Annotated in this window: 1 pseudogene; it reads right to left on the bottom strand. The window is 41.2% G+C overall.

From position 1 onward, the window contains the following. A pseudogene (locus J3L11_RS19205) lies at positions 1–255 on the bottom strand (hypothetical protein); the annotation flags it as partial.

Genomic DNA, 255 nt, shown 5'->3' with positions numbered 1-255 from the left:
GGCAACAACCTATTGAGAGAATCACTCACGATCTTCAAGTCTTGAACCTTGCCTCCCATCGATTGAAACGCAGCTTTCCATTCAGGTTCAATCTCTTTAAATACCTTTGCCAAAGAGCATTTTTGACTATGCCAAATAAACTCAGCAGCGAACAACTTGGTATAATTCACTTTCTTCGCATCATGAGCCCAATCAACAAACATCGGAACATCTGCGCTACTAAGCACTTTTGCTTGTTTATTCGGTGGCAAACTA

This window comes from Shewanella sp. 4t3-1-2LB, from assembly GCF_017368415.1.
GTDB lineage: Bacteria > Pseudomonadota > Gammaproteobacteria > Enterobacterales > Shewanellaceae > Shewanella > Shewanella fodinae.
Note: the sequence above shows the minus strand (reverse complement) of the source record. Positions and strands in the feature narration are given on the sequence as shown.